Origin of the sequence: Pseudomonas sp. K5002 (assembly GCF_013386655.1) — a bacterium.
Classification (GTDB): domain Bacteria; phylum Pseudomonadota; class Gammaproteobacteria; order Pseudomonadales; family Pseudomonadaceae; genus Aquipseudomonas.
In genome coordinates, this window is sequence record NZ_JACARK010001401.1 from 1 (window position 1) to 1,026 (window position 1,026).

Consider the following 1,026-nt stretch of genomic DNA (forward strand, 5'->3'; position numbering starts at 1 on the left):
CGAGCGTGGCTTGATGCAGTGGATCGGCGTGGCGGACCTGCTGACGGCTGACGTGCAGGCGCTGCTGTTTGCCGCGGGCGAGGAGGGTTGATGAGCAGTGATCAACGCTTCTTCGACTTCCTTAAGGAGCGCATTGGCCTGGACGTTGCCTCGGTGGGCGAAGCGATCATCGAGCGTGCCGTACGCCAGCGCAGCATGGCGCTCAGCGCGCAGACCGCAGATCAATACTGGCAGCAATTGCAGGCCTCCACCGACGAACAGCAAGCGCTGATCGAAGCGGTGATCGTCCCCGAAACCTGGTTTTTCCGTTACCCCGAATCCTTCGCCACCCTGGGCCGGCTGGCGGTCGCCCGCCTGGCCGAAATCAAGCAGATGCGCGCCCTGCGGATCCTCAGCCTGCCGTGTTCCACCGGCGAAGAACCCTATTCGATTGCCATGGCCTTGCTCGACGCCGGGCTGGCGCCGCATCAGTTCAAGGTGCAGGGCATGGACGTCAGCCCGCTGTCGGTGGAGCGCGCCCGCCGTGGGGTGTACGGCAAGAATTCGTTTCGCGGCCAGGACCTCGAGTTCCGCGATCGCCACTTCACCGATCAAACCGACGGCTACCGGATTGCCGACCGGGTACGCGAACAAGTGCGCCTGCAGGTGGGCAACCTGCTGGACCCCACGCTGCTGGCCAACGAGCCCACCTACGATTTTGTGTTCTGCCGCAACCTGCTGATCTACTTCGACCAGCCGACCCAGAAGCAGGTGTTTGAAGTGCTCAAGGGCCTGACCCATGTCGACGGCGTGCTGTTTATCGGGCCTGCCGAAGGCAGCCTGCTGGGGCGCCTGGGCATGCGTTCGATTGGCGTGCCGCAGTCGTTTGCCTTCAGCCGGCATGCGGAGCCCGCGCCTGAACCGGTATTTGTGCCGATGCCCGCGCCGATTCCTCAGCGCAGTGCCGCGCCTATCCCGACCAGGCCCCGGCCGTTCAGCACCGTCAGTGCCCAAGTGGTACCGATCAAGCCGCCGCCCCCGCAGTCG

At 64.8% G+C, this 1,026-nt stretch carries 1 protein-coding gene; it reads left to right on the top strand.

Annotated elements, in window-relative coordinates; genetic code table 11:
- Positions 1 to 90 precede the first annotated feature (90 nt).
- Positions 91 to 1,026 (top strand): protein-glutamate O-methyltransferase CheR (locus HX846_RS36725; protein ID WP_178967403.1); only part of this gene is annotated, 936 nt, incomplete at its 3' end.